Source organism: Agromyces rhizosphaerae, assembly GCF_027925245.1.
GTDB lineage: Bacteria > Actinomycetota > Actinomycetes > Actinomycetales > Microbacteriaceae > Agromyces > Agromyces rhizosphaerae.
In genome coordinates, this window is the sequence record NZ_BSDP01000001.1 from 3,346,080 (window position 1) to 3,370,711 (window position 24,632).

The 24,632-nt window shown below is 73.6% G+C and carries 19 protein-coding genes, 1 tRNA gene and 1 pseudogene; 12 read left to right on the forward strand and 9 right to left on the reverse strand.

The features are described 5' to 3' along the window. The first annotated feature begins 34 nt into the window (after nucleotides 1-34). Together QMG39_RS15785 and QMG39_RS15790 are read left to right on the forward strand one after the other, a co-directional pair. Nucleotides 35-820 (forward strand): ABC transporter ATP-binding protein, encoded by a 786-nt coding sequence (locus QMG39_RS15785; protein WP_281886656.1) that lies wholly within the window; start codon nucleotides 35-37, stop codon nucleotides 818-820. Nucleotides 821-930: 110 nt separating this feature from the next. Then, nucleotides 931-1,182 carry a type B 50S ribosomal protein L31 gene (locus QMG39_RS15790; protein ID WP_281886658.1) on the forward strand — a complete coding sequence of 84 codons (252 nt, stop codon included), beginning with the start codon at nucleotides 931-933 and terminating at the stop codon, nucleotides 1,180-1,182. 84 nt (nucleotides 1,183-1,266) lie between these two features. Here the strand turns inward: QMG39_RS15790 and QMG39_RS15795 are convergent, their stop codons facing one another. After that, nucleotides 1,267-1,965: a 3'-5' exonuclease gene (locus QMG39_RS15795; RefSeq protein ID WP_373878334.1), complete on the reverse strand. Its 699-nt coding sequence runs from the start codon at nucleotides 1,963-1,965 to the stop codon at nucleotides 1,267-1,269. A gap of 97 nt (nucleotides 1,966-2,062) precedes the next feature. Between QMG39_RS15795 and QMG39_RS15800 the strand changes: the two genes are divergently transcribed. Both QMG39_RS15800 and QMG39_RS15805 read left to right on the forward strand, forming a co-directional pair. Then, on the forward strand, nucleotides 2,063-2,980 hold the full coding sequence (locus QMG39_RS15800; protein WP_281886660.1) for an alpha/beta fold hydrolase: 918 nt from the start codon (nucleotides 2,063-2,065) through the stop codon (nucleotides 2,978-2,980). After that, a pseudogene (locus QMG39_RS15805) lies at nucleotides 2,977-4,050 on the forward strand (glycosyltransferase family 4 protein); the annotation flags it as partial. The gene QMG39_RS15800 and the pseudogene QMG39_RS15805, both read left to right, overlap by 4 nt. Before the next feature lie 202 nt (nucleotides 4,051-4,252). On the opposite strand, the gene QMG39_RS15810 reads toward QMG39_RS15805, so the two are convergent. Further along, the gene (locus tag QMG39_RS15810; RefSeq protein WP_281886662.1) at nucleotides 4,253-5,101 is read right to left on the reverse strand and encodes a Sir2 family NAD-dependent protein deacetylase; all 849 of its coding nucleotides are present in this window, start codon (nucleotides 5,099-5,101) and stop codon (nucleotides 4,253-4,255) included. A gap of 94 nt (nucleotides 5,102-5,195) precedes the next feature. On the opposite strand from QMG39_RS15810, the gene QMG39_RS15815 reads away from it, so the two are divergent. Together QMG39_RS15815 and QMG39_RS15820 are read left to right on the forward strand one after the other, a co-directional pair. Next, nucleotides 5,196-6,029: a TrmH family RNA methyltransferase gene (locus tag QMG39_RS15815; protein WP_281886664.1), complete on the forward strand. Its 834-nt coding sequence runs from the start codon at nucleotides 5,196-5,198 to the stop codon at nucleotides 6,027-6,029. Between the two features lie 5 nt (nucleotides 6,030-6,034). Beyond that, on the forward strand, nucleotides 6,035-7,312 hold the full coding sequence (locus QMG39_RS15820; protein WP_281886666.1) for a D-alanyl-D-alanine carboxypeptidase family protein: 1,278 nt from the start codon (nucleotides 6,035-6,037) through the stop codon (nucleotides 7,310-7,312). On the opposite strand, the gene QMG39_RS15825 is transcribed toward QMG39_RS15820, so the two are convergent. Beyond that, nucleotides 7,282-8,079, reverse strand: a complete 798-nt coding sequence (locus tag QMG39_RS15825; protein WP_281886668.1) for an SGNH/GDSL hydrolase family protein — start codon at nucleotides 8,077-8,079, stop codon at nucleotides 7,282-7,284. The two genes, QMG39_RS15820 and QMG39_RS15825, sit on opposite strands and share 31 nt — an antisense overlap. 80 nt (nucleotides 8,080-8,159) lie before the next feature. Here QMG39_RS15825 and QMG39_RS15830 point away from each other — a divergent pair, with 80 nt between their 5' ends. The 4 genes from QMG39_RS15830 (at nucleotide 8,160) to QMG39_RS15845 (ending at nucleotide 13,178) form a co-directional block, all read left to right on the forward strand. Further along, complete coding sequence (locus tag QMG39_RS15830) at nucleotides 8,160-9,995, forward strand: DEAD/DEAH box helicase (RefSeq protein ID WP_373878335.1); 1,836 nt, start codon at nucleotides 8,160-8,162, stop codon at nucleotides 9,993-9,995. Between the two features lie 23 nt (nucleotides 9,996-10,018). Next, nucleotides 10,019-11,479 (forward strand): MFS transporter, encoded by a 1,461-nt coding sequence (locus QMG39_RS15835; protein ID WP_281886672.1) that lies wholly within the window; start codon nucleotides 10,019-10,021, stop codon nucleotides 11,477-11,479. After that, complete coding sequence (locus QMG39_RS15840; RefSeq protein WP_281886674.1) at nucleotides 11,476-11,955, forward strand: Lrp/AsnC family transcriptional regulator; 480 nt, start codon at nucleotides 11,476-11,478, stop codon at nucleotides 11,953-11,955. The genes QMG39_RS15835 and QMG39_RS15840 overlap by 4 nt, the downstream gene beginning before the upstream one ends. Before the next feature lie 137 nt (nucleotides 11,956-12,092). Beyond that, complete coding sequence (locus QMG39_RS15845; RefSeq protein ID WP_281886676.1) at nucleotides 12,093-13,178, forward strand: VIT1/CCC1 transporter family protein; 1,086 nt, start codon at nucleotides 12,093-12,095, stop codon at nucleotides 13,176-13,178. Nucleotides 13,179-13,202: 24 nt separating this feature from the next. On the opposite strand, the gene QMG39_RS15850 is transcribed toward QMG39_RS15845, so the two are convergent. Continuing rightward, nucleotides 13,203-14,066, reverse strand: coding sequence for a DUF3097 domain-containing protein (locus QMG39_RS15850; RefSeq protein ID WP_281886678.1), 864 nt, complete (start codon nucleotides 14,064-14,066; stop codon nucleotides 13,203-13,205). 53 nt (nucleotides 14,067-14,119) lie between these two features. Next, the gene (locus tag QMG39_RS15855; RefSeq protein ID WP_281886680.1) at nucleotides 14,120-15,286 is read right to left on the reverse strand and encodes an MFS transporter; all 1,167 of its coding nucleotides are present in this window, start codon (nucleotides 15,284-15,286) and stop codon (nucleotides 14,120-14,122) included. A gap of 194 nt (nucleotides 15,287-15,480) precedes the next feature. On the opposite strand from QMG39_RS15855, the gene QMG39_RS15860 reads away from it, so the two are divergent. Further along, entirely contained in the window at nucleotides 15,481-17,031 is a 1,551-nt protein-coding gene (locus QMG39_RS15860) for an SPFH domain-containing protein (protein ID WP_281886682.1), read from the forward strand. Between the two features lie 179 nt (nucleotides 17,032-17,210). On the opposite strand, the gene QMG39_RS15865 is transcribed toward QMG39_RS15860, so the two are convergent. The 4 genes from QMG39_RS15865 to QMG39_RS15880 form a co-directional block, all read right to left on the reverse strand. Continuing rightward, nucleotides 17,211-20,639, reverse strand: coding sequence for an error-prone DNA polymerase (locus QMG39_RS15865; RefSeq protein WP_281886684.1), 3,429 nt, complete (start codon nucleotides 20,637-20,639; stop codon nucleotides 17,211-17,213). Continuing rightward, nucleotides 20,639-22,207, reverse strand: a complete 1,569-nt coding sequence (locus QMG39_RS15870; protein WP_281886686.1) for a DNA polymerase Y family protein — start codon at nucleotides 22,205-22,207, stop codon at nucleotides 20,639-20,641. Before QMG39_RS15870 ends, QMG39_RS15865 begins: the two co-directional genes overlap by 1 nt. Then, nucleotides 22,204-22,950: a DnaE2-dependent mutagenesis accessory factor ImuA' gene (gene imuA' / locus QMG39_RS15875; protein WP_281886687.1), complete on the reverse strand. Its 747-nt coding sequence runs from the start codon at nucleotides 22,948-22,950 to the stop codon at nucleotides 22,204-22,206. Before imuA' ends, QMG39_RS15870 begins: the two co-directional genes overlap by 4 nt. A 115-nt stretch (nucleotides 22,951-23,065) precedes the next feature. After that, nucleotides 23,066-23,151, reverse strand: a tRNA-Leu gene (locus tag QMG39_RS15880). A gap of 130 nt (nucleotides 23,152-23,281) precedes the next feature. Here QMG39_RS15880 and QMG39_RS15885 point away from each other — a divergent pair. Next, the gene (locus QMG39_RS15885) at nucleotides 23,282-24,610 is read left to right on the forward strand and encodes a M20/M25/M40 family metallo-hydrolase (RefSeq protein WP_281886689.1); all 1,329 of its coding nucleotides are present in this window, start codon (nucleotides 23,282-23,284) and stop codon (nucleotides 24,608-24,610) included. Nucleotides 24,611-24,632 lie beyond the last annotated feature (22 nt).

The window sequence follows — 24,632 nt, forward strand, 5'->3', positions numbered from 1 at the left end:
CGGAGCACCCGCGGGGGATGGATAGCATTGAGGCATGGCGACCACCGTGCTCCAGTTCTCCGACGTCTCGGTCGTCCGAGACGGCAACACCATCCTCGACGGCGTGGACTGGACGGTGGACTCGGACCAGCGGTGGGTCGTGCTCGGCCCGAACGGCGCGGGCAAGACGACGCTCCTGCAGATCGCGGCCGCCGCGATGCATCCGTCGTCCGGCACCGCGGAGATCCTCCAGGAGACCATGGGCAAGGTCGACGTCTTCGAGCTGCGGCCCATGATCGGGTTCGCCTCGACGGCGATGGCCCGCAAGGTGCCGAAGAACGAGACCGTGCTCGACGTCGTGCTCACGGCCGCGTACTCGGTCACCGGCCGCTGGAACGAGGAGTACGAGGACATCGACACGCGCCGCGCGCAGCGCGTCCTCTCGGAGTGGAAGCTCGACGACCTCGCGGACCGCCGGTTCGGCAGCCTCAGCGACGGCGAGCAGAAGCGCGTGCAGATCGCCCGCGCGGTGATGACCGACCCCGAGTTGCTGCTGCTCGACGAGCCGGCCGCGAGCCTCGACCTGGGCGCCCGCGAGGAGTTGGTGCAGCTGCTCGGCGGCTACGCCAGCTCGCCCGCCGCGCCGGCGATCGTCATGGTGACGCACCACGTCGAGGAGATCCCGGGCGGGTTCACCCACGCGATGCTGCTCGCCGACGGCAAGGTCGTGCAGGCGGGCCCGCTCGACGAGACGCTCACCGGTGAGCACCTCTCGCGCGCGTTCGGCATGGGCATCACGCTCGAGGAGCGCGACGGGCGCTTCTTCGCGCGCGCCGAGTGACGCCGTTTCCAGCCCCGATCTGCTAAGATCGATAGCTGGCCCGATGGGCCTCCATGCTTCTGCGCCGGTTCCGGCGGCAGATCCACGCAATCCACCAGCAAGGAACACTGATGAAGACTGACATCCACCCCGACTACGCTCCGGTGGTCTTCCGCGACCTCGCCTCGGGTGCGACGTTCCTCACCCGTTCGACCGTCTCGAGCGACAAGACGATCGAGTGGGAGGACGGCAACAGCTACCCGGTGATCGACGTCGAGATCTCCTCGGCCTCGCACCCGTTCTACACGGGCAAGCAGCGCATCCTCGACTCGGCCGGCCGCGTCGAGAAGTTCAACCAGCGCTTCAAGAACTTCGGCAAGTAGTCACGCCGCGAAGGGCCGGGCGGTCTCGACCGCCCGGCCCTTCGGCATGCCCGCACACGGCCCGAATGGGCCGCCGGAGCGGGTTCAGCGCAGCGGCCAGGCGCCGGAGGTCGTGAACTCGGGGCTGCCGTTCGCGCGACGCCAGGCCTGGTAGTTCTCCGCCTGGTCGCGCGCCCAGCCCACCTGGCGCGCGTGGAGCTCCGCAGGCTCGGCGTCGAGCAGTTCGGGGAACGCGCCGGCCAGCGCGAGGGCGACCCGGCCCGCGGCGATGGCGTCGGCGGATGCCTCGTGGGCGGCGTCGAGGCCGACGCCGTAGTGCGCCGCCGTGACCGACAGCGTGCGCTTGCCGCGCCGGTAGCGGTCGAGCGCCTTGTCGATGACGTAGGGGTCGATGACGGGCGCGGGGGAGTGCAGCGGTGGCACCGCGTAGCGCCTGGCCTCGCGGTCGAGCACGGTGAGGTCGTAGGCGGCGTTGTACGCCACCAGCGGCACGCCGGTCGAGAGCAGGTGGGCGACGGCGTCGACGAGCTGCGCCACGCCCTCGTGCGCGCGCATGCCCTCGGCTCGTGCGCGCGCGGTCGTGATGCCGTGGATCGCGGCGGCCTCGGCGGGGATCTCCACGCCCGGGTCGAGCAGCCAGTCGTGCGCGCCGATCACCGTGCCGTCGCCGTCGAGCACCCCCAGGTGCGCGGTGACGATGCGACAGGTCTCCGGATCGACCCCGGTCGTCTCGAGGTCGAAGACGGCGAGTCGGTCGGTCCAGGTGCGTCGCAGCGTGTCCACGTTCGTCACCCTACGAGCGGGCACCCACATCGATCGGTACCCACAGCGGAGTGGCGTCCGTCCGGACGCCCGCTCGAGCGCCCCTACACTGGGTGCGATGATCGTCGACTCCCCGTATGCCGCCGGGCTCCGGCGTACCCCGGTCCGGCGCCGCACCGCAACCATCGGGGGAGCGAAGACCCGCTGGTGGGACTACGGCGACCCCGACGCGCTGCGCACCATGGTGCTCGTCCACGGCTTCCGCGGCGACCACCACGGGCTGGAGCCGGTCGTGGCGCAACTCGACGGCGTGCGGATCCTCGCGCCCGACCTGCCCGGCTTCGGCGCCTCGGGCCCGCTGCCGGGCACGCACGACATCGACGGCTACGCGGCCTGGCTGCGGGAGTTCGTCGCGCATCAGCAGCTCACGGAGCCTCCCGTCGTGCTCGGCCACTCGTTCGGCTCGATCGTGGTCGCGGCCGCCGTGGCCGGCGGGCTCGAGGCATCCGCCGTCGTGCTCGTCAACCCGATCGCCGCGCCGGCGCTCGAGGGCCCGCGCGCGGTGCTGACCAAGGCGGCCATCGCCTACTACCGCCTCGCGGCCCTGCTGCCGGAGCGGATGGGCTTCGCCCTGCTGCGCAACCGCGCGATCGTGCGCGTGATGAGCATGAGCATGGCGAAGACGGGCGACCGCGGGCTCCGCCGGTTCATCCACGGCCAGCACGACCGGTACTTCTCGGTGTTCCACGACCGCAGGATGCTCCTCGAGGCGTTCCGGGCGAGCGTGGGCAGCAACGTCTCCGACTACGCCGCCGAGGTGCGCGTCCCCGTGCTGCTCGTCGCCGCCGAGCGCGACGACATCACGCCCCTCGAGGCCCAGCACCGGCTCGCGGAACTGCTGCCGGACTCGCGGCTGCGCGTCATCGACGGCGTCGGCCACCTGATCCACTACGAGACGCCCGGCGCGGCGGCCGGGTACATCCGGGCGTTCCTCTCCGGGCTCGAGGCGCGCGTCGCCCGGGGGGATGCCGCGTGAGGGTCGTGGTCGACTGCCGGTACACCCGGATCGGTCGGCACGACGGCATCAGCCGCTTCACCGCCGGGATCGTCGCCGAGCTCGCGAAGCTCCACCCGGTGACGATGCTGATCAGCGATCGTCGCCAGCTCGAGCTGCTGCCCGACCTGCCCTGGGTGGTCGTCGGGTCGCCGACCGGCGTCATGGAGCCGTTCATCGCGCGCACGATCAACCGGATGCAGCCCGACATCGTGTTCTCGCCCATGCAGACGATGGGCTCGTGGGGACGCCGCTACCGGCTGCTGCTCACGCTGCACGACCTGATCTACTACGAGCACCCCACGCCGCCGCGTGACCTGCCCGCCTTCGTGCGCGTGCTCTGGCGGCTCTACCACCTCGCCTGGTGGCCGCAGCGGATGCTGCTGAACCGCGCCGATGCGGTCGTCACCGTCTCCGACACCACCGCCTCGCTGATCGCCGAGCACGGCCTCACCGAGCGGCCCGTCTCCGTGGTGCCGAACGCCGCGGACGCGCTCGTCGAGGTGCGGCGGCCGCGGCGGGTCCCGACGCGCGGACGTCTGCTCTACATGGGCTCGTTCATGCCGTACAAGGGCGTGGAGACCCTCGTGCTCGCCGCCGCGCGCCTGCCCGGCCACGAGCTGCACCTGCTGAGCCGCATCTCCGAGTCCGACCGCCGTCGCCTCACTGCCCTCGCGCCGCAGGCCCGGCTCGTGTTCCACGACGGCGTGACCGACGCCGAGTACGGCGAGCTGCTCGCGGGCGCGACCGCCCTCGTGCACGCCTCCTCGGCCGAGGGATTCGGCATCCCGCTCGTCGAGGCGATGCGGGCCGGCACGCCGGTCGTCGTCAGCGACATCCCGATCTTCCGCGAGATCGGCGGGGACGCCGCGCGGTACTTCGCCACCGGCGACCCGGACGGCCTCGCCGCGCAGGTGCGCGCGCTCGAGGAACCGGGGGAGTGGGAGCGGCGCTCGGCCGCGTCGTTCGAGCGGGCGGGGGCCTTCGCCTGGGACCGCTCGGCGGCACGGCTGCTGGAGCTCATGCGCGAGGTCGTGGGCGAGGGCCGGCGTGCCCGGCCGAGGCCGGCCGCACGCGGCCGGCGCTCCGCGAGCACGGGAGGGAGCGCTCGCGTGCTCGACGGCCTGACGGGCGCGCTCTCGGGCCTCGGCGGGACGCTCGCCGGGGTGACGGCGGCACTCGGCCGGTCGAGCCGATCGGGCGGGCGCTCGAGCGGGCGGCGCGTCGCTGGTCGCTGATCCCGCGCGGGACGGCTCAGCGGCCGAGCAGGTGGTCGGCGATGCCCGTGAGGGTCTCCGAGGTTCCGGAGTCGAGCTTCACGGTCGCACGGCTGTCGCCCTTGGTGATGCCGCGGTTGATGACGACGATCGGCATGCGCGCGCGGCGCGCCTGCTCGAGCAGGCGCATGCCGGAGTTCACCACGAGCGACGAACCCGCCACCAGGAGCACGTCCGAGCTGCGCACGATGGAGGACGCCGCCTGGAACACGTCGCTCGGCACGAACTCGCCGAAGAAGACGACGTCGGGCTTCAGCGTGCCCTCGCAGACCTCGCACGCGGGCACCACGATCGCGTCGACGTCCTCGACCTCCACATCGCCGTCGGGCGCGAGGCGCACCGCTCCGGGGCGCGCGAAGGCCGGGTTGAGCTCATCGAGCCGGTCGGCGATCGCGAACCGCGAGTACTGCTGCCCGCAGTCGAGGCAGACCACGCGGTCCATGCTGCCGTGCAGGTCCACGACGTGCCGGCTGCCGGCGCGGTGGTGGAGCCCGTCGACGTTCTGCGTGACCACGCCGGTCACGTGGCCCGCGAGCTCGAGCTCGACGAGCGCGGCGTGTCCGGCGTTCGGCGTCGCCGTGCCGAAGCTGCGCCAGCCGAGGTGGCTGCCGGCCCAGTAGCGCTTGCGCGCGGTCTCCGACGACTGGAACGCGCTGAAGGTCATCGGGTTCCGCACCGGCGCGCCCTCGCCGCGGTAGTCGGGGATGCCCGAGTCGGTGCTGACTCCCGCACCCGTGAGCACCCCGATGCGGGCGCCGCTCATCAGCGCGAGGGCCTCGTCGAGGCCCGCGTCGCGCACGCCCTGCGCCCCCACCGCGGCGGTCATGCTCGCTCGCACTCCATGTCGGAAGTCTAGACAGACGAAGTTTTCGGGAATGTTTCCATCACTGGCAGGCTGGTGCCGACGAAGGAGGTGCGGCATGCGCGTGCAGGAGGTCGCCGACCCGGGGCATCCGCTCCTCGGCGACTACACCGACCTCACCGACGTCGCGCTGCGGTCGGCGCGTGAGCCCGCCGAGGGCCTGTACATCGCCGAGTCCGCCAAGGTGATCCGGCGGGCCCTCGCCGCGGGCCACCGGCCGCGGTCCGTGCTCCTCGAGCCGAAGTGGCTGCCCGACCTGCAGCCGGAGCTCGAGCCGCTCGACGTCGACGTGCTGGTCGCGGCACCGGCGCTCGTCGAGCAGGTCACGGGCTACCGGGTGCACCGCGGCGCGCTGGCGGCGATGCACCGCCCCGTGCTCGCCGACCCCGCTGTGCTGCTGGCGGATGCCCGGACCGTCGTCGTGCTCGAGGACATCGTCGACCACACCAACGTGGGCGCCGTGTTCCGCAGCGTCGCCGGGCTCGGCGCCGACGCGGTGCTCGTGACGCCCCGCTGCGCCGACCCGCTGTACCGCCGCAGCGTGCGGGTGAGCATGGGCACCGTCTTCCAGGTGCCCTGGACGCGCGTCGGCGACTGGGACGAGACGCGCGAGGTGCTCCACGGCGCCGGGTTCGAACTCGCCGCCCTCGCCCTCGCCGACGACGCGGTGGGCCTGCGCGAGTACGCGCGCGCCCGCCCCGAGCGGGTCGCGATCCTCCTCGGCGCGGAGGGCGACGGACTCAGCCGACGAGCGGTGCGCGCGGCCGACGCCGTCGTCACGATCCCCATGGCGCACGGCGTCGACTCGCTCAACGTCGCCGCCGCCGGCGCGGTGGCGCTCTACGCGCTCTCCACGGATGGGAACGAGCCGCCCCCGGCACGGTTAGCATGACGGGCGTGCCGCCTTCGCATCGCGCCTCGCCGCGCGTCTACCGTCGTCGGCGCATCGTCGTCTTCGGTGCGCTCGCGCTGTTCGTCGCGGCCGTCACCACCGGCGGCGTGTACACGGCGAACGCGCTGAACGCGGAGGTGCCCGAGGTCGCCGCGACCGTCGAGGTGCCCGACGTCGCCGCGGCACCCGCCGCCGAGCTCGACGCGCCCGACGTCGGCGCCTACGCGATCGGCGAACTGGACGACGACGGGCTGCTCGCGGCATCCGATGCCGACGAGTCGGTGCCGATCGCCAGCATCACCAAGGTCGTGACCGCGCTCGTGGTGCTCGACGCGAAGCCGCTCGGCGCCGACGAGCAGGGCCCCGACATCGCGTACACGGCCGCCGACGTGCAGATCTACTGGCAGACCATCGCCGAGAACGGGTCGAACGCGCCCGTGTTCCAGGGCTCGACGCTGAGCGAACGCCAGAGCCTCGAGGCCGTCATGCTGCCGTCGGCCAACAACTACGCCAAGTCGCTCGCCATCTGGGCGTACGGGTCGGAGCAGGCGTACCTCGATGCCGCCCGCGCCTGGCTCGACGCCAACGGGCTCCACGACACCGTCGTGGTCGACACGAGCGGGCTCTCGCCCGAGAGCCGCAGCACGCCGAGCGACCTCGTGCAGCTCGGCAGGCTCGCGCTCCGGCACCCGGCGCTCGCGTCGATCGTGGCCCAGGAGTCGGCCGTGCTCCCGTCCGTGGGGGTCGTCGAGAACACGAACGAGCTGCTCGGCACCCACGGCGTCGACGGCATCAAGACCGGTACGACCGTCGAGGCGGGCGCCTGCCTGCTGTTCTCGGGCGACTACGAGGTCGGCTCGCGCACTGTCACGCTCGTGGGCGTGGCCCTCGGCGCCGACACGCACCCCGAGTTGAACGCCGAGATCGCCGGTCTGCTCGACACGACCGCGGCGGGCTTCCACGAGATCGACGTGATCGACGCGGGCGACGAGTTCGCGGGCTACGCCACCGCCTGGGGCGACACCGCCGTGGCGCGGGCCGCCGGCGAGGCATCCGTGCTGGTCTGGAGCGACACCCCGATCACGATCGAGGTCGACGCCCGGCCGCTCGCGCTCGCGGTGGACGGCACCGACGCAGGCAGCATCACCGTGCGGGCCGGCGACGAGGTCGTCGAGGTGCCGCTCGCGCTCGACGGCACCCTCGAGGACCCGGGCACCTGGTGGCGGCTGTCGAACCCGGGCGGGCTCGACCCTCAGTCGTCGGCGAGCGGACCGGCCGAGTAGGGCCCCGCCTCCGGGCGCTTCGCCGTCACGAGGTCGCCCGACGACTGGTGGCGGATGCGGCGGATGACCCACGGCACGAGGTACTCGCGCGCCCACTGGAGGTCCTCGACGCGCGCGTGCCGCCAGCGCCGCAGCTCGAGGGGCTCGGGCTGCATCGGCTCGAGGTCGTTGTCGACGTTCAGCGCCTGGAGCACCATGCGCGCGACCGTGTGGTGGCCGAGCTCGTTCAGGTGCAGCCGGTCGGGAGCCCACATGCGCTGGTCCTGGATCTCGTGCAGCGCCCACTGGTCGGCGACGATGCAGTCGTGCGCCGCGGCGATCGAGCGCAGGTTCTCGTTGTAGATCGCGACCTTGCCCCGGATGCCGCGGAAGACCGGCGAGAAGCCCACGTCGACGCCGGTGAAGATGACGATCGTCGCGCGGTCGCGGCTGAGCCGCTGGATGGCGTACTCGAAGCGGCTCGAGATCTCGTCGGGGTCGGTGCCGGGGCGGATCACGTCGTTGCCGCCCGCCGAGATCGTGATCAGGTCGGGCCGGAGCGCGAGGGCCGGCTCGACCTGGTCGTCGATGATCTGCTGGATCAGGCGGCCGCGGATGGCGAGGTTCGCGTAGGCGAAGTCGTCGCTGCCGCGCGCGAGCACCTCGGCCACGCGATCGGCCCATCCCCGGTGCCCGCCGGGCACGCCCGGCTCGGGATCGCCGATGCCCTCGGTGAAGGAGTCGCCGATCGCCACGTACCGCGACCAGGGGTGCTGCTGGGTGACCATGGGTCCCATTCTGCCGTCCACAGGAGCATCCGGGCCCCGCGTGCTCGGATGCGCGGACGCGATTCGGAGGGTGTCGGTCGATGCCGGTAGATTCTCGTCGAGTGAGCACAGCGACCCCTCCCGGACACCTGCCCGGCACCTCGGCCGCCGAGCACCTCTCACCGTCGTTCCCCGAGCGCGCCGCGTGGGGCACCGCGAGCAAGCTGCGCGCCTGGCAGGCGGAGGCCCTGGATCGCTACCTCGAGGCGATGCCGCGCGACTTCCTCGCCGCCGCGACGCCCGGCGCCGGCAAGACGACGTTCGCGCTGCGCCTGGCGGCGGAGCTGCGCGCGCGGCACGAGATCGACCGCATCACCGTCGTGGCGCCGACGGACCACCTCAAGCGCCAGTGGGCGGACGCGGCCGCTCGCGCGGGCATCCGCCTCGACCCCGGCTTCCGCAACGCCCACGGCAGCCAGGCGCGGCACTTCCACGGGGTCGCGGTCACGTACGCGCAGGTCGCCATGCGCCCCGCGCTGCACCGCGAGCTCACGCTGTCGGGCCGCACGCTCGTGATCCTCGACGAGGTGCACCACGGCGGCGACACGCTCAGCTGGGGCGACGCGATCCGCGAGGCCTTCCAGCCCGCCACGAAGCGCCTCTCACTCACCGGCACGCCGTTCCGCTCCGACACCGCGCCCATCCCGTTCGTCGACTACGCGCCCGACGAGCAGGGCGTGCGCGTCTCGCGCACGGACTACGACTACGGGTACGGGCGGGCCCTGGCCGACGGCGTCGTGCGCCCGGTGATCTTCATGGTCTACGCCGGCCACATGCGCTGGCGCACCAGCGCGGGCGACGAGATGGAGGCCAGGCTCGGCGAGGACAACACGAAGGACATCACGTCGGCCGCGTGGCGGACCGCGCTCGAGCCGAAGGGCGACTGGATCCCCGCGGTGCTGCAGGCCGCCGACCGGCGCCTCATCGAGGTGCGGCACGCGATCCCGGATGCCGGCGGGCTGGTGATCGCCACGGACCAGTCGACCGCCCGTGCCTACGCGGAGATCCTCGAGCGGATCACGGGGGAGCGGGCGACCGTCGTGCTCTCCGACGAGAGCGAGGCGAGCGCGCGCATCGAGCAGTTCTCGGCCGGCACCCAGCGATGGATGGTCGCGGTGCGCATGGTGTCGGAGGGCGTCGACGTGCCGCGCCTCGCGGTCGGCGTGTACGCGACGTCGGCCTCGACGCCGCTGTTCTTCGCGCAGGCGATCGGCCGCTTCGTGCGCGCCCGGCGCCGCGGTGAGACCGCGTCGGTGTTCCTGCCCAACGTGCCCGGGCTGATGGGACTCGCGAGCGAGCTCGAGCGCCAGCGCGACCACGCGCTGGACCGCCGGTCGGGCGATGACGAGGACCCGGGGCTCGACGACGGCCTGCTCGCCGAGGCGAACCGCGAGGAGCAGGCCTCCGAGGAGCTCGCATCGGAGTGGACCTACGAGGCCCTCGGCTCGAGCGCCACGTTCGACCGTGCGCTCTACGACGGCACCGAGTTCGGCACGCTCGCCGAGCCGGGCAGCGACGAGGAGCACGACTTCATCGGCATCCCCGGCCTGCTCGAACCGGAGCAGGTGTCCGAGCTGCTGCGCCACCGGCAGGCCCGGCAGGAGAAGCGGCAGCGGCAGCGACGGCGCTCGGGCGAGGCATCCGCCCCCGCCGCCGACGAGCCCGAGCAGCCGGTCGCGCTCTACCGCACGCTGAAGGAGCAGCGCACGCTGCTCAACAGCCTCGTCGGCATGTGGTCGCGCCTGTCGGGGGAACCGCACGGCCTCGTCCACGCCGAGTTGCGCCGCCGCTGCGGCGGGCCCGAGGTCTCGAAGGCCAGCGTGACGCAGCTCCAGTCCCGGATCGACCTGCTGCGCTCCCGGCTCTCGTCCCACTGAGGGCGCGCCGCTAGGGTGAGCACGTGAGCCGATCCTCGCGTGTGCTCGTCGTCGCGGTGATCGTGTCGTTCTGCGCGTTCCTCGACGGTGCGATCACCAATGTGGCGCTCCCCGCGATCTCGGAGCAGATGGGCGGGGGGCTCGTGCTGCAGCAATGGGTCGTCGACGCGTACCTGCTGACCCTCGGCTCGCTCATCCTGATCGCGGGTTCGCTGTCGGACTCGTTCGGCCGGCTCCGCATCATCCGCATCGGGCTGTACGGCTTCGGCGTGACCTCGCTGCTCTGCGCGCTCGCACCGACCGGTGAGGTGCTGGTGGTCGCTCGCGCGCTGCAGGGCGCCGCGGGCGCGCTCCTGGTGCCGAGTTCGCTCGCGCTCATCGTCTCGACGTTCTCGGGCCCCGAGCAGGGGCGCGCCATCGGCCGCTGGACCGCCTGGACCACCTCGGCGTTCCTGGTCGGCCCGCTGCTCGGGGGCATCCTCGTGGATGCCGTGTCCTGGCGGCTGATCTTCGCCGTCAACATCGTGCCGATCGTCGCCGTGCTGGTGCTCATGCGCCCGCTCGGACGCGACGAGCCGTTGCTCGACCGACCGCGGGTCGACTGGCTCGGCGCGGTGCTCGGCGTCGTCGGGCTGGGCGGCACGGTGTTCGCCCTGATCGAGCAGGGCCGGTTCGGCTGGGGGTCGCCCGTGATCCTCGTGCCGTTCGTCGTCGGCGTCGCGGCCCTGGCGCTCTTCGTCTGGTGGGAGGCACGGGTCGCCGCGCCCATGCTGCCCCTCGCGTTGTTCCGGGCGCGCAACTTCGCGATCGGCAACCTGTCGACGTGGTTCGTGTACGCGGGCTTCGCCTTCGGCCCGTTCGCGATCACGATCTTCGTGCAGGAGGTCGGCGGTTACACGGCGTTCCAGGCCGGCCTCGCGACCCTGCCGCCCACGGTCATGCTCGTGCTGCTCGGCTCGTGGTTCGGCGGGCTCGCCGGCCGGTACGGCCCGCGCCTGTTCATGGCGGTCGGCCCGCTGGTCGCCGCCGTCGGCTTCCTGCTCACGCTCGCCGTCGACGCGGACGCGTTCTACTGGACCCAGTTCCTCCCCGGCGTCCTGCTGCTCGGGCTCGGCATGGCGATCACCGTGGCGCCGCTGACGTCCGCGATCCTCGGCGCGGTCGACCCGACCCACGCGGGCATCGGGTCGGCGGTCAACAACGCGGTCGCCCGCATCGCGGGACTCGTCGCGGTCGCGTTCTCGGGCGTGATCGTGGGCGCCTCCCTCGACGTCGTCGGGTACCACCGGGCCGCGATCGCCACGGCGGTCATGCTCGCGATCGGCGGCGTGATCTCCGCGCTCGGCATCACGAACCGGGCCGAGCCGATCCGGGTCGCGGCGCTGGTCGACGAGGTTGCATCGCCGCAGGCATCCGCCCCCGCACCGAACACCGCGACGACCCGCGCGGCAGAACCCGCCCCCGACGATCCGGAGCGCGCATGACCACCACGCCGAACGAACTCGACCGCATCGACCGCGCGCTCCTCCGCGCGCTCTCACGCAACGCCCGGGCCTCCGGGTCGGTGCTCGCCGCCGAGGTGGGCGTCGCGGAGTCGACGGTGTCGTTGCGCATCCGCAAGCTGCAGGCAGGCGGGTTCATCCGCGGCTACCACGTCGACATCGACCTCGAGGCCCTCGGCGCGTCGCTGCAGGCGCTCATCGCCGTGCGCCTGGTCAAGCACGCGCGCAGTGAGATCGACGAGTTCCGGGCCGCGGCCACGCACTTCCCGGGCGTGCTCGGGCTGTTCCACATGGCCGGCGCGGAGGACTACCTGCTGCACGTCGCGGCGCGCGACGCGAGCGAGCTGCGGGAGTTCGTGCTGAGCTACCTCACCGGCCATCCGGCGGTCGCCCACACCGAGACGAACCTCATCTTCGAGTACGCCGACGGCGACGGGTGGCAGGAGCTCGTGCAGTGACGCGCGCCAGACGGCGCCGGCGGCGGGGCGCGGTTCGGTGCTCCGAAATGCTGCCAATCGGGCGGGCCGGCATGGGGTCGACGGCGGCGCGCGACTAGCGTGGTCGCCGGCCGCACGGGCCGTCAGGAGGAGGCTCCATGCCGCAGGACGCACGATCGGACGCCGCCGCGCGAGCGAGGTGGCGCCGGTACCTGGCCGACGAGCGCGCCGAGGCCGCCGTGTACCGCGAGCTCGCCGGGCGCCGCACGGGAGAGGAACGCGAGATCCTGCTCGCCCTCGCCGAGGCCGAGCGGCGCCACGAGGCGCACTGGATGCGCCTGCTCGGCGACGACGACGGGCGGATGCCCCGGGCCGACCTGCGCACCCGCATGCTCGCCGGGCTCGCCCGGCGGTTCGGCTCGATCTTCGTGCTCGCGCTCGCGCAGCAGGCCGAGGCGCGCTCGCCCTACGCCGACGACCCGGACGCCACCAGGGCGATGGCCGCCGACGAGAAGATCCACGGCGAGGTCGTGCGCGGGCTCGCCGCCCGGGGGCGCCGGCGGCTCTCGGGCACGTTCCGCGCGGCGGTGTTCGGCGCGAACGACGGGCTCGTGTCGAACCTCGCGCTCGTGCTCGGCATGGCGGCGACCGGGGTCGACCGCAGCGTGGTGCTCTTCACCGGCATCGCCGGGCTTCTGGCCGGTGCGCTCTCGATGGGCGCGGGGGAGTACGTGTCGGTGCGTTCGCAGCGCGAGCTGCTCGAGGCATCCGCCCCCGACCCCGCGGCGCGGGCCGCACTGCCCGACCTCGACGTCGACGCGAACGAGCTCGCACTCGTCTACCGGGCCCGCGGGATGGACCCGCAGGAGGCGACCGCGCACGCCGGGCGCGTGATCGCGGGCGTGCGCGCGCAGGGCGACGTGGCCTCCGGGTCGATGCCGGCGGCCCACGACGACGCCGAGGCCGTGGGCACGGGCATGTCGGCCGCGATCTCGAGCTTCTGCTTCTTCGCCTCGGGGGCGCTCATCCCCGTGCTGCCGTACCTGTTCGGCGCCGATGGGACGGTGGCGCTGGTGGTCGCGCTCGTGCTCGTGAGCGTGGCGCTGCTCGCCACCGGGGCGGTGGTCGGCATCCTGTCGGGGGCGTCGCCCGCGAAGCGCGCGCTGCGCCAGCTCGCGATCGGGCTCGGCGCGGCAGCGGTCACCTACGTGCTGGGGCTCGCGTTCGGCACCACGCTGGCCTGAGCGGATGCTCCGGGGCGGCCGCCCTCAGCGGTCGTCGCCCGCGGTGACGAAGTCGATGAGCTCCTCGACGCGACCGAGGAGGGCCGGCTCGAGGTCGTTCCAGTCGCGCACCGCGCCGAGGATCCGCTGCCAGGCGCGCGCGATGTCGGCCTGGTCGTCGTGCGGCCAGCCGAACGCGGCGCACACCCCGTGCTTCCACGAGGTGCCCTTCGGGATCACGGGCCAGGCGTCGACACCGAGGCGTGCGGGCTTCACCGCCTGCCAGACGTCGACGTAGGGGTGCCCCACCACGAGCACGTGCGCGCCGTGCGGGCCGCGCGCGACCCGGTCGGCGATCGCCTGCTCCTTGGAACCGGGCACGAGGTGGTCGACCAGCACGCCGATGCGCTTGCCCGCCGACGGCGCGGTCTCGCGCACGATCGCGTCGAGGTCGTCGACGCCCTCGAGGTACTCGACCACCACGCCCTCGGCCCGGAGATCGGTGCCCCAGACCTTCTCGACGAGCTCGGCGTCGTGCCGTCCCTCGACGAAGATGCGACTCGCCCGGGCGGTGCGGGCGCGGCGCTGCTCGGGTGCGAACGAGCCCGACGCGGTGCGGGCGCGGGTGGCCGGTGCCTGCATCGTGGGCGCGGTCAGCTTCACCGGCTGGCCCTCGACCAGGAACCCGGTGCCGAGCGGGAAGAGCCGTCGTGCGCCGTGCCGGTCCTCGAGCACGACGTTCCGGCTCTCGAACCCGACGACCGCGCCGCACCAGCCGGTGTCGGCGCGCTCGACCACGAGGTCGCGCTCGGCGGGCACCTCGGGGATCGTGCGGCGCCCGCGTGCGCGCCAGTCGCCCGCGAGCACATCGCTGCCGTACCGGTCGTGGGTATCGCTGTCGAATGGCACCGCACGAGGCTAGCCGAGCGCCGTTTCCGCGCCGCCCCGACACCCCGCGTCGATCACGCAGGAGGCGTCGACTGCGCGCGGCGGGCCAGGCCGAGCGTCCAGGCGGCGCCTGCGAGCGCGACGAGCGCGCCGACCGCGAACGCCCAGGGGATACCCGACGACGCGGCGACGAAGCCCAGCAGGATCGGGCCGATGCCGAGCCCCAGGTCGATCGCCGCGCTCGCGGTGCCCGACGCGAGCCCGCGCTCGGCGGGTGACGCCGTCGCGAACACGGCCGAGAAGAACGCGGGCGTGCTGAACGCGACGCCGACGCCGAGCACGATGGCGCCGACGACGAGTCCGCCCACGTCGCGCCACAGCGCGGCGATGACCAGGCCGGTCGCGATCGCGCCGAGCGCCGCCGCGCCCAGCGGCAGCGACGGCAGCCGGTCGGGCACGCGCGCGAACGCGATCCGGCACACGACGACCACGACCCCGAAGGTGAGGAGCGCGACGCTGGCGTTGCCGATGCCGACGTCCAGGGCGTGCAGCGAGGCGAACGCGAGGTAGCCGCCCATGGCGATGAGCGCGGTGAGGAAGCCGAGCGAGATCGGCAGTGCGGGCCGGTGGAGGATGCGCAGCGGGGCGCCCGGGGGCGTGCGCTCGCTGCTCGTCTCGCCGACGACCAGTCCGAGCGCGGCGGCGACCAGCGCGAGCCCGGTCGCCCCGATCCAGACGGCGGCGTAGCCGCCTGCGCCGATGAGCGCCTCTGCGAGCGGCGGGCCGAACGCGAGCCCGAGGTAGAGTCTGAGCGAGTTGATGGACAGCGCCTCGCCCATGCGCTCGGGCGGGGCGATGTCCGCCAGGGCGGCGAAGATCGACACGAAGAACGCCGCCTCGGCCACGCCCGCGAGGAGCCGGAGCAGCACGACGACGACCAGGTCGTCGGCGACCAGGAGCAGTCCCAGCGAGGCCGCGGCGATGAGCGCACCGCCCAGGATGAGCGGTCGGCGCCCGATCCGGTCGCTCAGCCGGCCCGCGAACGGCCGCAGCACGAGCGCCGAGACCGCGAAGGCCCCGACCGCGATGCCCGCCCCGGCCTCGTCGCCCGCGACGGGCCCGGTCACGAACAGGGGCAGCGCGAAGAGCGCCATGCCGACTGCCGTGAAGTACAGCAGCTCGGTTGCGGTGAGCGCGATGAACGCCCGAGTGTAGAGCGGTGCCGGTGGTACCGAGGCCATTGCCACACCTCCCGGGCCGACGCGCCCTCGGGTCGGGCACGACCAGTGCCCACGCTACTCCCGACTTCCTCGGCGACGGCGCGGGCGTGATATCCACAGAATCGGAGCCCGTCGGCCTCGGTCGTCGCGGGTCTGAGAGGGTCGATTCCGGCGTCCGCGCACCCGCCGGATGCCGCACCACGAAGGAGTCGTTCATGGAGATCGCCGGATTCTTCGGCATCCTGGTCATCGTCGGCATCGCGGTCGTCGCCGCGGTGGTCATCGGCCTGATCGTCCTGCTGTTCGCGCGCAGCTGGATCAAGGTCGCGAGGGCCGACGAGGCCCTCGTCATCTCGGGCCGCAAGCAGAAGGTGCAGCGCAGCGTCATCGGCGCGGACGGATCGACCCGTTCGGAGCTGTCGGAGTCGCCGGTCACCGTCATCGTCAACGGCAAGTCGCTGGTGAACCCGATCACGCAGCGACACGAGATCATCTCGCTCCGCTCCCGCCAGGTCTCGCTGAACGCCGAGGCGCAGTCGCTCGACAACGTCACGCTGAACGTCGACGGCGTTGCGATCGTGAAGATCGGCTCCGACCCGCTGTTCGTCCGCCGCGCGGCGGAGCGCTTCGCGTCGCAGGACAAGGCGATCGAGCAGTTCACGACCGAGCAGCTCGAGGGTGCGCTCCGCGGCATCGTCGCGACGCTGTCCGTGGTCGAGCTGATGCGCGAGCGCAAGAAGTTCTCCGACCAGATCGCCGCCGACGTGTCGCACGAACTCGCCGAGCAGGGGCTCATCCTCGACTCGTTCCAGATCAAGGGCATCACCGACGAGGTCGGCTACATCCAGTCGCTCGGCGCCCCCGAGATCCAGGCGAAGCGCCAGGCCGCCGAGATCGCGCAGACGAACGCCGACCGCGCGATCAACCAGAAGATCATCGCCAACCAGGAGGCGAACCTCATCGAGCAGACGGCGCTCGACACGAACACCGCCAACGCGGACGCCGGCGTCGGCCGTGCCCGCGCCGAGGCGGAGCAGGCCGAGCACCTGGCTCGTGCCCGCGCGGAGCAGGCCGTGCTGCAGCAGCAGGCTGAGAACACGCAGGCCCGGCTCGACGCCGAGGTGAAGCGCGTCGCGGACGCCTCCCGGTACGAGGCGGAGACCCGCGCGCAGGCCGACCTCTACACGCGCGAGCGCTCGGCCGAGGCCGCCGCGATCGAGCAGGTCAAGCAGGCGGAGGCCCGCACGCGCATCGCCGAGCAGCAGGCGGAGGCCGACAAGGCCCGCGCCACCGGTGAGGCCGCAGCGGCCGAGGCGAAGTCGGCCGGTGAGGCGAGCGCACTGCGCGAGCTCGCGGACGCCGAGGCGTCGGCCCGCCGTCTGAAGGCCCAGGCCGAGGCGGACGCGATCCGCGCCGAGGGCGAGGCCCGTGCCGCGGCCGTCGAGGCCGAGGCGCAGGCGATCGCGTCGAACCAGGAGGCGTTCCTGTCGCAGCGGGTGCTCGAGGTGCTGCCGTCGATCATGGCGGAGTTCGCGAAGGGCTACTCGGCGATCGGCAGCGTCTCGATCGTCGGCGGCAGCGAGGACGGCGCGAGCGGCGTCGTGGGCGGCGACAGCGCGAAGGCGATGCGCTCGGTGTTCGACAGCGTCGAGGCGGCCACCGGCCTCGACATCGCCGCGATCATCCAGGGCCAGGCGGTCGGTCGAGGCATCGGCGCTGGCGTCTCGGAGGCCGCGCTCTCGAAGAACGGCTCGCACGACTCCTAGCCCCTCTCGAGACCCGTCGAAAGACTGCGCTCTGGCACGCCAGAGCGCAGCTTTCTGACGGGTCTCGGAAGTGATCTGGGTCGAGACCCGTCAAGAACCTGCACTCTGGCCCGCCAGAGCGCAGCTTTCTGACGGGTCTCGGTCGCGTGGGGGCGGATGCCGCGGGGTGACGCCCCGCGTCAGCGGAAGTCGCGCGAGCGGTTCGCCGCCGACACGGCGAGCGACTCGAACCGGTCGGCGACGAGGTTCGTCACGCCCTCGGGGGAGCGCTCGAGCACTCCGCGCACGACCATGGCGGGCGCCTCGCGGGCGACCCGTCGGAACCGGGTCCAGACCCCGACCCCGGCGATGACGTTCAGCGTGCCCGACTCGTCCTCGAGGTTCAGGAACGTGATGCCGCTCGCGGTCGCCGGCCGCTGCCGGTGCGTGACGACCCCGCCCACCTCGATGCGCCGACCGTTCTCGGCCGCCCCGAGCCGGTCGATGCGGAGCGCCCCGCGCGCGTCGAGGTACTCGCGCACGTGCCGAATGGGGTGGTCGTCGGTCGACACGCCCGTCGCCCAGAGGTCGTAGACGACCTGCTCGGCGTCGGTGAGCATCGGCAGCAGCGGCGGCTGCACCACGACCACGGAGCCGGCGAGCGTGTCGGGGCGGTCCTGCGCGGCCTCACCCGCGAGCCAGAGCGCCTGCCGCCGGTCGAGGTCGAAGCCCGCGAACGCCCCGGCGGCCGCGAGCGCCTCGAGCTGCTCGGTGTCGAGCCCGACCCGGCGGGCCACGTCGGCCATGTCGCGGTACGGACCGCGCGCCTCGCGCTCGGCCACGATCCGCTCCGCCACCGCATTCCCGATCGAGTGGATCTCGGCGAGCCCCAGCCGCACGGCGAACGCCCCGTCGCGCCGGTGCGCCGCGCCCTCGTCGGGCGCCGACCGGTCGAACGGCCCGACCGGCGGCTGCACGTCGTCGAGGCATCCGTCGCGCCCGGTCGCGGGTCGCCTCGCGGCATCCGACCCGCCCAGCCCCTCACCCGCGAGCGGCTCGAGCACCGCCTCGGCGCCCGACCGCTGCACGTCGGGCCGCAGCACCTCGACGCCGTGCCGGCGCGCGTCGGCCGTGAGCGTCTGCGGCGAGTAGAACCCCATCGGCTGGGCGCGCAGCAGCGCGGCGAGGAACGCGGCGGGGTAGTGCAGCTTGAACCACGAGCTGGCGTAGACGAGCAGGCCGAAGCTGATCGCGTGGCTCTCGGCGAAGCCGAAGTTCGCGAACGCCTGGATCTTGCCGTAGATCGCGTCGGCCGTCTCCTGGTCGATGCCGTTGCGCGCCATGCCCGCGTAGAGCTTCTCGCGCAGCGAGTCGATGCGCTCGATGCCGCGCTTGGAGCCCATCGCGCGGCGCAGCAGGTCGGCGTCTTCCGCGGTGCAGTCGCCGACCGCGACGGCCATCTGCATGAGCTGCTCCTGGAACAGCGGCACGCCCTTGGTGCGCGAGAGCACGGGTTCGAGCTTCGGATGCAGGTAGGTGACCTCCTCCTGCCCGGTCGCGCGGCGGATGTACGGGTGCACCGCGCCGCCCTGCACGGGCCCCGGGCGGATGAGCGCGATCTCGACGACGAGGTCGTAGAACCGGCGGGGCTTCAGCCGGGGGAGCGTGCCCATCTGCGCGCGGGACTCGACCTGGAACACGCCGATCGAGTCGGCGCGGCAGAGCATGTCGTAGACCGCCTGCTCCTCCTTCGGCAGGGTCGCCAGCGACCACTCCTCGCCCGTCGCGGCGTGCACGAGGTCGATCGCGTACTGCAGCGCGGCGAGCATGCCGAGCCCGAGCAGGTCGAACTTCACGAGGCCCATCCAGGCGCAGTCGTCCTTGTCCCACTGCAGCACGGTGCGCTTCTCCATGCGGGCGTGCTCGATGGGGCAGACCTCGCCCACTGGCCGGTCGGTGAGCACCATGCCGCCGGAGTGGATGCCGAGGTGCCGCGGGAACCCCAGCACCTGCTCGGCGAGCTCGACGACCGGCTGCGGGATGTCGTGGTCGTCCGTCGAGACCACCGACCCCCAGCGCTCGACCTGACGCGACCAGGCGTCCTGCTGGCCGGTGGAGTAGCCGAGCGCCTTGGCCATGTCGCGCACCGCGACCTTCGGCCGGTAGCTGATCACGTTCGCGACCTGCGCGGCGTTCTGCCGGCCGTACTTCTCGTAGACGTACTGGATCACCTCCTCGCGCCGGTCGGAGTCGAAGTCGACGTCGATGTCGGGCTCCTCGTCGCGCATGCTCGAGAGGAACCGCTCGAACGGCAGCTCGTAGAAGATCGAGTCGACCGCGGTGATGCCGAGCACGTAGCAGACGGCCGAGTTCGCGGCAGAGCCCCGGCCCTGGCAGAGGATGCCCCGGGAGCGCGCCTCCCGCACGATGTCGTGCACGATCAGGAAGTAGCCGGGGAAGTCCTTCTGCTCGATGACGTCGAGCTCCTGCGCGATGCGGTCCCGCACATGCGCCGGGTCGCCCGGGTAACGCTCGGCGGCGCCCCGCCAGGCGAGCTCGCGCAGCCAGCTCATGGGCGTGTGCCCCGCGGGCACCTCCTGCCGGGGCAGCCGCGGCCGGGCGCTCCGCAGCCGGAACGACAGCTCACCCGCCAGGTCGACCGTGCGCGACACGGCGCCGGGGTAGCGCGCGAACCGCTCGGCCATCTCCGTGCCGGAGCGCAGGTGCGCGGTGCCGGTCGCGGGCAGCCAGCCGTCGAGTTCGTCGAGGCTGCGTCGGGCCCGCACGGCGGCGACGGCGGAGGCGAGCCGGTGCTCGGGCGGCGTGGCGAAGTGCACCGCGTTGGTCGCGAGCACGGGCATGCCGTGGCGGCCCGCGAGCCCGGCGAGCAGGTCGTTGGCGTCCTGGTCGCCCGGATGCCCGTGGTCGAACAGCTCCACGAAGACGTTCTCACGGCCGAAGCGCTCGGCCAGTCGCTCGAGCTCGCGGCCCGCGGCATCCGCCCCGCCCGTCTCGAGCGCGCGGCGCACGGTGCCCTTGCGGCATCCGCTCAGCACCGCCCAGTCACCGCCCGCCCGCTCGCCGAGCTCGTCGAGGTCGTAGGTCGGCCGGCCCTTCTCGCCGCCCGCGAGCTGTCCGGCCGTGATGGCCGACGCGAGCCGGTGGTAACCGGCCTCGCCGCGCGCGAGCACGAGCAGGTGGTCGCCCTCGGGATCGGCCATGCCCATCTGCGGGGTGGTGAGGCCGAGCGAGAGTTCCGCGCCGTACGCGGTCGCGAGCTCGGGGAACGCCTCGGCGGCCTCGGCGAAGCGCACGATGCCGTAGAACCCGTCGTGGTCGGTCAGGGCGAGGCCGGCGAGCCCGAGCCGGTGCGCCTCCTCGACGAGCCGCTCGGGCTGGCTGGCACCGTCGAGGAAGCTGAACGCGGAGTGCACGTGCAGTTCGGCGTACGGCACGGTCGCCTCGGGTGCCGCCTCCTCGTCGGCGGGCGGGCGGTACGGATGCCGCTTGCGGGAGAACGCCGGACCGTCGCCGCCGTCCGCGATCGGCCGGGGCGGCCCGGGGCGGCTCGCGTCCGACAGGGTGCGCTCGAGCTCCGACCACGGGATCGGCGGGTTGTTCCAGCCCATCAGTCGTACCTCGCCTCGGCGCGCCACTCGTCGGCGTCGCGCACGAGCAGCCAGGCCGCGCCGTCGTCGTCGACCACCTGGAACCGGTGCGCGCGCCGGGCGGTCGCCTCGTCCCACCACCGTTCGACGACGGGCCACGGACCGGCCCACGCGCGCACCCGTCGCTGCCCGCCCGGCGCGAGCCCCGCGACCGTGAAGGCAGCGGGCGGCGCGCTGATCGACCCGCGTTCGTCGACGGTGACCACGGCCCCGTCGGCGTCGACGAGCCCGGCCGGCACCCGCTCGCGGAACACGGTGGCGGGCAGCGGCGACGGCAGCGACCCGGGCCAGGGGCGGTCGGATGCTCCCTCCGGCGGCCGGTCGCCCCACGGCACGTGCACCTCGCGGTCGGCCAGCATGCGCCCGCCCCCGATGGTCGCGGTGACGACGCCCTCGTGCCCGAGCATGCCCTGCACGCGGGTGAGACCGTGGTGCACGCGCTCGTCGGGGCCCGTGCCCCAGAGCCCCTCCTCGTGGTTGCCCGTGGAGTCGAGCCGCTCCGGGTGCACGCGCACGCGTGCGATCGGCGAGCGCAGCCCCGCGCCGGCGCTGCCCGAGCCCTGCAGCTGCCAGCGGATGCGGTCGACCACGTCGCCCGGCGTGAACCAGCGCGGGTGCAGCCAGTCGCGCGCCGAGACGCCGCCCTCGTCGTCGACGATCTCCACGTGCACGGCCGTGCAGACCAGCTTCGCGGCGGTGAGGCGCTCGATGAACGACTCCGCACGCGTGCGGAACGCGAACGCGAGCTGGTCGATGCGGTCGAGCGGCGGCTCGAACTCCACCTGCTCGTCCCACTCGGGCGGTGGCGTTCGCGCGAGCACGCGGGCGCCGTCGCGACCCGCCGCCCGGTCGTGCGCGAGCGAGCCCGTCGGCCCGAACCGGCGCAGCACGTCGTCGGCGGGCAGCGCGGCGAACTCGCCGAGCCGGCGCACGCCGAGCCGGTGCAGCAGGGTCGCGGTGCGCGGGTCGACGAGCACGCCCACGGGCAGCGGTGCGATGAACGCGGCCGATCCGCCGGGCTCGACCCGCCGCACCGGTGCCGAATCCGAGGTCGCGCGCGCCGCCTGCTCGGCCGCGAACGGCCCGTCGGCGACGCCGACCCGCACCGGCAGGCCGAACCCGCCCACCGCGGCCCGCAGCGCCTCGGCCGCCTCGGCCTCGCCGCCGTAGTACCGCACCGGCCCGCGCGCCCGCACCGCGAGCGCGCCCGGGCGCAGCAGCTGCACGCCGGGCGTGGTCTCCTCGACCCGCCGCACGACCGGCTCGAACGCGCGCGCGTCGAGCGCGGCGTCGTAGTCGAGCAGCTCGAGTGCGGGGGAGCGATACTGCGCCTCGCGCAGCTTCAGCCCCCGTGCGACCCCGTCGCGCCGGGCCGCCGCCGAGCACGCGAAGACGAGCCCCTTCTCGACCAGCGCGAGCGGCGACTCGAGCGACAGGCCGGCCTCGCGCGCGGCCGCGATGACCGGCCAGTCGGGGCACCACACCACGATGGTGCGCCGCGGGTCGGATGCCTCGGGCACGACGCTCATCCGGCGACCCGCCGCAGCGGCGCGGCCGGCGCCTCCGCCCCGGGCAGCGCATCTGTCGCACCGCCCTCGTCGACCCGCTCAGCCGCCGCGGCCACCCCCGGCAGCAGCAGCCGCGCGGTGCTCGCACGGCCGAACCCGCCCCGGCCCGACGCGGTGACGACCGCCTCGCGCGCGGCGAGCCGCCCGTGCCCGTCGCCGAGTCCGGTCCAGCGGCTCTCCGCGACCCGCAGCTGCACCTCGCTCTGCGGCCAGGTGCCGTCGACCACGAGCGCCGCACGGCGCTGGCGAAGCCGGGCTCCGAGCCGCGAGGCATCCGTCGCCCCCACCGCCTCGGGCGGGCGCACCGCCACGACCGGGATCACGTCGACGAGCGCGGCGACCACCGCGAGCCAGTGCCGCCCCGGCGCGGGCACGAGCACGAGCCGATCGAGGTCGAGCCCCGCGAGCCTGGCGGCCTCGGCGCCGAACCCCGGCACGCCGACCACCGCGACCCACGAGCCGGCGCCCGACGCGCCGGCGAGCATCGCCATGACGAGGCTGGTCGAGCCCTCGACGCCGTACGCGCCACCCTCGCGCAGCACCCCGCCCGGCAGCAGGTCGTGCAGCGCCGGCAGCGTCGGGATCGCCCGCCCCTCGAGCCGCGTGGACTGCATGTCGGCGATGCGCGCGCGCAGGGCGTCGGCGCGTTCGCGGGCCTCGCCCGCGGAGACGCGGGACGGCCGGAGGGGAGCGGTGAGTGCCACACCCCATGTTCGAACGTATGTTCGAATGAGTCAAGCGGCGGATGCCACTCGTCCCGCCGGAATTCCCCGGAAACGACGAACGGCCGGATCATCCGATCCGGCCGTTCTCACACCGTGCGCGAGGGGGGACTTGAACCCCCACGCCCTAATACGGGCACTAGCACCTCAAGCTAGCGCGTCTGCCAATTCCGCCACCCGCGCGTGTGTTGCGAACCCGCGATCTCCCGCAGGCCCGAGAGAAGACACTACCACGAATCGGATGCTCCGCCGAACCGGGCAGCCGTCCACCGGCGCCCGGGCGCGCCGACGCATCCGGGGTAGCGTGAGTGGCATGTCCGACGCATCCGCCCACCCGAGCCCGACCGGCATCGACGAGCTCGAGCCGACGGCCCGGATCGCCCGCGACCTGATCCGGTTCGACACCACGAACCACGGGGAGGGGCGCTCCGAGGGCGAGACCGAGGCGGCCGAGTACGTCGAGGCGCACCTGGCCGGCATGGGCCTCGCTCCGCAGCTGTTCGACGCGGCGCCCGGGCGCACGAGCGTCGTGGCCCGCGTGCCGGGGGCGAACCCCGACAAGCCCGCGCTGGTCGTGCACGGGCACCTCGACGTCGTGCCCGCCGACCCGCGCAACTGGAGCGTCGACCCGTTCGCGGGCGAGGTGCGCGACGGCCTGCTCTGGGGCAGGGGAGCGGTCGACATGAAGGACATGGACGCCATGATCCTGACCGCCGTCGGCGACATCCTCGCCTCGGGCCGGCAGCCCGAGCGCGAACTCGTGCTGGCGTTCTTCGCCGACGAGGAGGCGGGCGGCATCTACGGCTCGCACTGGATGACCGACAACCACCCGGAGGTGTTCGCGGGCGCGACCGAGGCGATCAGCGAGGTCGGCGGCTACTCGGTGCACCTGGGCGGGCAGCGCGCCTACCTGCTGCAGACGGGGGAGAAGGCGCTGGTCTGGATCCGCCTCGTCGCACGCGGCCCCGCCGCGCACGGCTCGCGGCTCGTCCGCGAGAACGCGGTCGTGCGGCTCGCCGAGGCGGTCGCCGCGCTCGGGCGCGAGGAGTGGCCGCTGCACCTGGTCGACACCACGCGCGCGCTGGTCGCCGAGATCGCCCGCGTCACCGGCGCGGACCCGCAGCAGGTCTCGCCCGACGAGCTCGTGCTCCGCACCTCGGCAGCGGGCTTCCTCAGCGCGACCCTGCGCACCACGACCAACCCGACGCTGCTGAGCGCCGGCTACAAGCACAACGTCATCCCCGACCGCGCCGAGGCGCTGATCGACATCCGCACGCTCCCGGGCGAGGAGGACGCGGTGCTCGCGCGCGTGCGCGAGATCGTCGGCGACGACATCGAGATCGAGACGGTCGTGCGCGACGTCGGCCTCGAGACGCCGTTCAGCGGCCCGCTCGTCGACACGGTCAAGGCGACCCTCGAACGCCACGACCCGGGCGTGCCGGTCTTCCCGTACCTGCTCTCGGGCGGCACCGACAACAAGGCGCTCAGCCGCCTCGGCATCGCCGGCTACGGCTTCGCCCCGCTCCGGCTGCCCGCCGACCTCGACTTCCCGGCCATGTTCCACGGGGTGGACGAGCGGGTGCCGCTGGACGCACTAGTCTTCGGGAGCAGGGTCCTCCACGACCTGCTGCTCGAGTACTGAGCGACCTCCACCGCAACGAACG